Origin of the sequence: Brenneria alni, assembly GCF_003666245.1 — a bacterium.
GTDB lineage: Bacteria > Pseudomonadota > Gammaproteobacteria > Enterobacterales > Enterobacteriaceae > Brenneria > Brenneria alni.
This window is the reverse complement of the sequence record NZ_MJLZ01000072.1, coordinates 1-7,084: the sequence shown is the minus strand read 5'-3', so window position 1 is coordinate 7,084 and position 7,084 is coordinate 1. Positions and strand designations below refer to the sequence as shown.

The window sequence follows — 7,084 nt, the reverse complement described above, 5'->3', positions numbered from 1 at the left end:
TGCGGCGGTAGCGGCCACGGTAGCGTCATCGTGATGATGTTTGAGCCAGTAATAAAAGGTGGCCGGGTTCAAATCGTGTTGCCGGCAATAGTGTTGTTTAGTTAACCCGCTCTGTTGCCAGGCGTCGAGATGCTGTTGCCGTTCACGGTGAGAATGCCGTTTTGCCATATTTTACCTCAGGTTCGTTTTATTGAGTGAGGGCAGCATGTGGCAGCAGAGTTTTGTTAACAATGTGAGTTTGCCGGACGCTTACGTTGGTCTGTGGTGACATCGCCTTAGTTTTTGTGTGTCCGATGTCATTTATCGCCAGATAAAGCTGATAATCATGGTGGTCCACTTTGCCGCAATATTCTGTACCTCTGTCTGTCAGTATTCTCAGCATCGGCAGGCCCTGAGACTCATAAAATGGCAGTACACGATCATTCAGCAAATCAGCCGCTGTAATCGGCGCTTTGGTGACGTAAAGCTTGCAGTGAGCCACCTTCGAGTACGTATCAACGAACGTCTGTTGATAGATACGCCCGACGCCTTTCAGGTTGCCCACGTAGAACGTGTCCTGTGAACCCAGATAACCCGGATGAGCGGTTTCAATCTCACCACAGGCTTCATCATCACTGGCTTTACGTTCCAGCGCTGCGATCTGGCTGTCAGTCAGTTCAATGCCGTCACGGGCCACTTTTTCTTCCAGCGCTTTCAGGCGTTTTTTGAAGTTCTCAAGGTTATGACGTAACCAAACGGAACGGACACCGCTACCGGAGATAAAAACGCCCTGTTTGCGCAGCTCGTTACTGGTCCGGTGCTGGCCGTGAGCTGGGAACTCAACGGCATAATCAACAACAGCCCGCTCAGTGGCATCATCGATACGGTTCTTAAGGTTTGGTGCGCGACGACTCCGGTTTATCAGCGCATCCACGCCACCTTCATCGGCCAGTTCGCGGTAACGATAAAATGTATCACGTGAAACGCCCATGATTTTACAGGCTTTCGATACGTTGCTGAGTTCTTCCGCCAGATTGAGCAAACCGGCTTTGTGTTTGATAACGGGATTGGTAGTATGAAGCATGAGAGTTACCTCGTGTTTTGTATAAGGATTCGACACCCATATCAAAACCGGTAACTCTCAACCTTTCAAGGCCATATGTCAGATCAAGTCGCGACTAATACATTTTATGGATACTTTCATCTTTTTCACATGCAGTAAAGGAGACAAATGCTATCCCTTTAATTTATTGTGAAGATTGATATATTTTTGAATAAAGTCAGTCATCGACTTTGAAGCCCTGAAAAATATCCATATCCTTCAGGTCCGTCTCGATAACCTTTATCGTATCCGCACCAACAAGAAAATATTTTATTCGGGTGAGCATGCATACCTCGCTCGTCCCCTTCAAACGTAACCGTGTCGGCGTCGTTATTCCCCGGCATAACCTGACGAGCAGGAATAAATGCTGCGGGAATGGGGACGGTAGCGTCATCGTGATGATGTTTGAGCCAGTAATAAAAGGTGGCCGGGTTCAAATCGTGTTGCCGGCAATAGTGTTGTTTAGTTAACCCGCTCTGTTGCCAGGCGTCGAGATGCTGTTGCCGTTCACTGTGAGAATACCGTTTTGCCATATTTGACCTCAGGTTCGTTTTATTGAGTGAGGGAAGCATGTGGCAGCTGAGTTTTGTTAACAATATGAGTTCGCCAGACGCTTACCGCTCTGTTGCCAGGCATCGAGATGCTGCTGCCGTTCACGGAGAGAATACCGTTTTGCCATATATTACCTCAGGTTCGTTTTATTGAATGAGGGCAGCGTGTGGCAGCAGAGTTTTGTTAGCAATATGAGTTCACCGGACGCTTCGTATACAGTTCCACCGAATGAAGCTTCTGGCACATCGGCACATCGACGACTACGGCTTTACATGCTTGAAAGCAGCATCCCTTGCTTCATGAATTTTTTGAATGATCGCTTTTCTTACCTGATTTTTACTTCCTTCCTCTAGTCGCGATAGTCGTTCGATACTGAAATCGAATGTGGTTCCAGAGTAATCGTCATCTCTTGAAGTTTTTCCTGAAAATGAAAATTCAACACCACAGTCGCCAGTATTTGCGCCAAATTTGAAAGCATATGTAGCTGTCATTTTTATCAAATAGTAATATTGGTAGTAGCTTGGTTCATGGAGAAGGAATATTTTCCCAAGATCACTACCTTTTATCTGTATTTTGTTGACATGACCTTCCATCCACTCAATTCGTTGTTCTTTCGGCAGTGCCCCGGCCTCCTGATCTCGAATGATCTCGAAGTTACCGATCTCCTTGAAAGAGAAATCAGGAGTATTAACAGATGTCAATTGCAGAAAGAAACGGATACGTTCACTGTTCGTGAAGTCATTAAAAAAAATAGATTCAGGTTGTTCGTTCGATGTTACACCTTTTGATTTGTAGAATTTACCGATGGCCCCAGTAATGGCATCGTTAAGCTTATTGGTGTCCTTGGATGTTCTGAATCTGTTGACCTCAATTTCCAAACCGCTACCAGATTGTTTAAGCAGTATTTCCCCCGGATAAACAACCTCCTGCTCTATCCAGTCTTTGCTGAAATCTAGCACTCGTAAGGAATATGAAATCAGGACATTTCCATCAGGGTCAACCGAAATAGAGGGTTCGGAAGCAAATTCACGATCATCTTCAATTTTAATGCCCCCAATAGCTGAATCGAAGTTATTAAGAATTTCCGACTTCCAGTCGGCACTTGAAGATGTCAGTTTAAAATTGCAAGACGAATACTTTTTTCCTGATTCTCGAGTAAAGGACTTTTCAACAAGCATCTTGAATTCGGCCGGAGTTAACAAAGAAGCACTCAAAAGTGGTACAGTATCCGATTTGTTGGTGCTGCCTATAAATATCCCTTTCTCCTTGAGTGTCTCTGTGATTTCACCATTACTAATGTGCTCGCTATTGAGCAGTACTCTCAAGCGATCGGCTCGCTCATAATCAAATTGTTTGGCAGGGGCTTGTCTGCTCGGTGTGTTCATAATCCGTACTCCAGAAGATCAAGGAGAGATTTTTTATAGCAAAACACTTTAATACGTGCTTTCCTCTCTTGGTAAGCCATCAGGACAGCATCTTTTGCTTGCTTGTCATCCGCAGGGTGGTAGCTTTCTAGGCCAATAAATATGTCTTCAACCCATCCGTCAGCGAAGTCGAAAGCCAGACTGCAAATTTTCTTGAGGGATTCTTCCGAGAAAGCTTGTTTGACATATAGACACAGAGAAGGCCTTTCTCCCAGAGTGAATCTAATGGGAATGAGATCGGAAGCTATGAGTTCTATTGGTAGTACATCACCATATCGTTCATCTGGAGAGGCAATCACATTCCCAAGTTTTGGATAATAAAAACTATACTCTTTCCCCTGCTTGATGGCCCTGAAATGGCTAATTGCTTCTTTAATGAACGAGGCGCGTGACATATCTAATAGATAGAGTGGGCAATTTGAGGATAAGTCAAGCTGTACCTTGCTTAAGGCCGGTTTGATGTCTTTTTCTAAATTTTCGCTGTCCCCATGCAGCCAAACAAGAAGGCCCACATGTTTTTTCTGCCTGCGGCCTTGGAAGGTTTGTAGTTTCTGTGAGATCTCAGCGCTTATTTTTGAGCAGGAGACAATCTCATCAAGCTCGGACAAGTGTTTTTTGAATGCCGTCCTGACACCTTGATCCCCTTTAGGATAGCCTTTTTTTGCATTTTTAGATGAGATATATACAACATCAGTCCGACTATCATGAAGTGGATTGTCATAGATAAAAATAAAATCATTTCCGTGAGTTTTCTCTCGGTTATGAGATTTATTTATGCAAGGTACGCTGACACCTTTCAACAGATTGTTCCATCCAATCAACCTCAAGAGTTCTTCTGTGATTTTTTCTCCATTCTCACCAGAGGTTTTCGACGGCTCACCCATTTTTTCTCTCCAAAGTTACATTTATTTTTATGGATTTGCCATCGATCTTGAACTCCACGTCACTAAATGAAAGGTCGCCAGGGATTATCAAGCTAATATCGTTACCTAAGTTGATGCGATTGAATATTCTATTCAACTTGGTCTGAAGGCTTTTTGCAGATACACTCATGTCTTTTGTATCAACCAATCCTTTGCGTTCAACCAGTCGGTCTAATTCCTTGTCCCATACATCAGGAGATACATATTTTTCAGACACTTCCCTGATTTCTTCACCCAGCACATTGTCTTTGTCTGAGCACAAGGCAATGACTTCCCGACAAAACTCTTGTCGCGCTACAGGGCTTTCAATATTTTCACGAACCTTCTCTATCAATCCGGTAGCGACGGCTGACTTAGTGCTTTCATTGGGAATCTGCTTTGCCTTCAAAAAGTCATCAACCCAGTATTTTGTTCGACTGCTGAGCCTATCAATGGCATAGATAATATCGGTACCATCAACAATCAGAGCCCCCTTGTCAATCAAATCGGGATTTATGCCGCTGGAGACTTCGAGTTGCTGTATTTTTCCGTCTATGCGGGCTGACAAATACTGCTGCTTTGATTCTGACTTGTAGATTCCAATTGCAGAACGATATACATCACCCACTTTAAGCTTATCAAACAGAATCACAAAAAGATCGCCAGACGCAATGTTGGGGTGATGGGCAGAGGAATATAAGTGAGTGGCCAGATTTTTCGACAGATCTTCAAAAGATATTTTTTTGCTAAAAAATCCCGAGGCATGATGTGCCACATCGTTTAGCGCCATATCACTCTCGTGGCTCAGCACATATTGATTCTTGTCGCTGACTATTCCACGTAAGTAACCGCCAAGTATGACGTTAGAAATGCTATCTGTAATGGCGAAGCATTTATCCGCCAAAACCAAAGATTCCTCTCTCAAGCGGTTTCCAACCTGATGGAGTATGACTGCTTTGACAACCGACTCACCAATTTCCATTAATTCTCCCCTTTAGATCCAACACCCACGGTGCCAGGTAGTGTGCTCGACTACTCTAAGTTTTCCTCAGTTTCTACTTTCAATTCAAGCTATGCAAGCAGTAGGCTACGACATCGGCGCAACGAGGAAGAAGACCCGCGGGGTTTGGCGGGACTACCTGTTCGTGCCCCTCGACAATCCTTCGTTCCCGGCGACGGTCTATACCTTCCAGATTGAAGGCAAGGACGGTGCAAACGACTTGCTCTTGTGCGCAGCAAGCCCAATAGCTACCAGCCAGCATTCAGAAAAATGTTGTCTAGATCCAGACCGTAATAAGAAAATACACTCCATTTCTGGCGGATTTGATGTCGAGAAGATTAATCTGGTCGATCTGAACCGCCCCGGTTTTCCGGGGCGGTTCATAAAGTCCCCCTCTCCTTTCTATAGTAATGGCAATGTCACTCGATACTTCTTGCAGGCTTTTGATGCCGAGGTCCATTTTTTGTGTCCTTTCTAAGAGCCCATACATTCGTCTTTTTGTAAGCATCCCGGCAAACCGGACCATCATTTTTCGATATTCACTTGCACAACATCAAGTTCAAATGGATAAACTCCCCACCAAATCCCCCAACGTCACCATAAGCATCATCGGATCAATCGGAGAAGGCTCAAACCCCACCCGTAGGTAAAACTCCCGCGCTTCGTCAGATAGCGCATGAACCAACATCCCTCGGATACCGATAGTATCTGCCACCTGAATCACCCGCAGCCCGGCATCACGCACCAGCGCCCGGCCAACTCCCTGACCATGCAATGACGTATCCACCGCCAGACGTCCCAGCACTACCACCGGAATCGGATCGGGCATATTGCGGCGAAAACGTCCAGGGGCGGCATTCGTTGCTACGGCACTGGAAGCCAATGAATAATACGCTAACACTTTAGCGCCATCGCAACTGACGAAAGTTCGTGATGCGCCAGTGACCTGATTTTTCATCGCCCGCTGTTTCAGCCAGTTGTCCATAGACTCCACGCCGCAACAGAATGAAGATAGTACATGTTCGGCGCGAAGTGGCTCAGGGGCGGAAATCATTTTTTCTGTTCCCACGGTGCAGGCGTTTGCATGGTTTTTCGCAGCGCGGCATTTGGTGCAGGAGCCTGATCCAAACGAGCAAGAAATTCCTGATAAGCATCAGGATCTGCCATGATGATGCGCTGATCGATCAACGCTTCCTCTGCGGCAGCACGAGCGGCCTCAAGGACAAAATCAGTACGATTTTTTCCTCTGGCCTTTGCAGCACGATCGATCAGATCTCGTTCGGCAGGCTTGATGCGTAAATTTAGTGTTTCGCGTTTAACAGAAACGCTGTTCGTCGCTGGCATGATGTTATCCTCGAATATACTCTCTGGATATTAATCATACAGCAACCGTAACGCTAATGTCATTACGATTTATAGACATCATAGGGAATCGAATCGAAGGAACGAACCGGACATTTCTTTATCGCATGTGACCCATCATTCTGATCTATCTATAAAAATACGGGTCAACCTACGGGTCTTGACAACCGCCACGATTAAAATTTACTCTGTATTTCAACTTAATAGAAAGCTGAATGATCCCGAGTCCGGGCACCAAAATTTAGTTTCAGGATGTCCTCATGTATCCGGGAACGTTAAAAAATCAGTAAGTTAAAAAGTATCTGGAGTACCAATGGGTATTACCAGATTTTTTGATATCCGTAGTTTTTGGGGGCTTAATTGGGGGTCTGCCGGTTCGATATACTATGGAGCCCCCACCATGCCTCTGACAGATACCGCCATCCGCAACGCCAAGCCACTCGATAAACCTTACAAACTCAGCGACGCGCAAGGTTTATATCTGCTGATCAAATCCAACGGTTCCAAACTCTGGCATCTCAAATACCGCTTCGGCGGCAAAGAGAAAAAGCTGGCGTTTGGCGCTTACCCGACTGTCTCGCTGGCAACGGCCCGTAAACTACGTGAGGAAGCCCTGTAATGGTCAAATAAAACCGGACACTGATTTAGGCACATTGCTGTAGTCGCCGTTCATATTCGTCCGGCGATATATTTCCCAGCTTATAATGCCGCCTTTTCAGATTATAAAAACTATCGATATAATCGATAACGTCTGCAATACCCT

Annotated in this window: 8 protein-coding genes and 2 pseudogenes; 2 read left to right on the top strand and 8 right to left on the bottom strand. The window is 45.3% G+C overall.

Annotated elements, in window-relative coordinates:
• The 6 genes and pseudogenes from tnpA (BIY29_RS21095) to BIY29_RS19175 form a co-directional block, all read right to left on the bottom strand.
• The coding region (gene tnpA / locus BIY29_RS21095) for an IS66 family insertion sequence element accessory protein TnpA (protein ID WP_420808437.1) at positions 1 to 168 on the bottom strand (168 nt) is incomplete at its 3' end.
• 43 nt (positions 169 to 211) lie between these two features.
• Positions 212 to 1,063: pseudogene (locus BIY29_RS19195) on the bottom strand (helix-turn-helix domain-containing protein); the annotation flags it as partial.
• A gap of 200 nt (positions 1,064 to 1,263) precedes the next feature.
• A complete protein-coding gene (gene tnpA / locus BIY29_RS19190) occupies positions 1,264 to 1,614 on the bottom strand; it encodes an IS66 family insertion sequence element accessory protein TnpA (protein WP_147437181.1) in 351 nt (116 codons plus the stop codon).
• A gap of 279 nt (positions 1,615 to 1,893) precedes the next feature.
• The gene (gene gapS4b / locus BIY29_RS19185) at positions 1,894 to 3,018 is read right to left on the bottom strand and encodes a GapS4b family protein (RefSeq protein ID WP_121576620.1); all 1,125 of its coding nucleotides are present in this window, start codon (positions 3,016 to 3,018) and stop codon (positions 1,894 to 1,896) included.
• Positions 3,015 to 3,941 (bottom strand): GapS4a family protein, encoded by a 927-nt coding sequence (gene gapS4a, locus BIY29_RS19180; RefSeq protein ID WP_121576619.1) that lies wholly within the window; start codon positions 3,939 to 3,941, stop codon positions 3,015 to 3,017. The genes gapS4b and gapS4a overlap by 4 nt, the downstream gene beginning before the upstream one ends.
• Positions 3,934 to 4,941: a nucleoid-associated protein gene (locus BIY29_RS19175; RefSeq protein ID WP_121576618.1), complete on the bottom strand. Its 1,008-nt coding sequence runs from the start codon at positions 4,939 to 4,941 to the stop codon at positions 3,934 to 3,936. Before BIY29_RS19175 ends, gapS4a begins: the two co-directional genes overlap by 8 nt.
• A gap of 40 nt (positions 4,942 to 4,981) precedes the next feature.
• Between BIY29_RS19175 and BIY29_RS20335 the strand changes: the two genes are divergently transcribed.
• Entirely contained in the window at positions 4,982 to 5,437 is a 456-nt protein-coding gene (locus BIY29_RS20335) for a hypothetical protein (RefSeq protein WP_121576617.1), read from the top strand.
• Between the two features lie 81 nt (positions 5,438 to 5,518).
• On the opposite strand, the gene BIY29_RS19165 is transcribed toward BIY29_RS20335, so the two are convergent.
• Entirely contained in the window at positions 5,519 to 6,013 is a 495-nt protein-coding gene (locus BIY29_RS19165; RefSeq protein WP_121576616.1) for a GNAT family N-acetyltransferase, read from the bottom strand.
• Positions 6,010 to 6,303: a type II toxin-antitoxin system TacA family antitoxin gene (locus tag BIY29_RS19160; RefSeq protein WP_038921611.1), complete on the bottom strand. Its 294-nt coding sequence runs from the start codon at positions 6,301 to 6,303 to the stop codon at positions 6,010 to 6,012. The genes BIY29_RS19165 and BIY29_RS19160 overlap by 4 nt, the downstream gene beginning before the upstream one ends.
• Before the next feature lie 418 nt (positions 6,304 to 6,721).
• On the opposite strand from BIY29_RS19160, the pseudogene BIY29_RS19155 reads away from it, so the two are divergent.
• A pseudogene (locus BIY29_RS19155) lies at positions 6,722 to 6,934 on the top strand (Arm DNA-binding domain-containing protein); the annotation flags it as partial.
• Between the last annotated feature and the right edge of the window lie 150 nt (positions 6,935 to 7,084).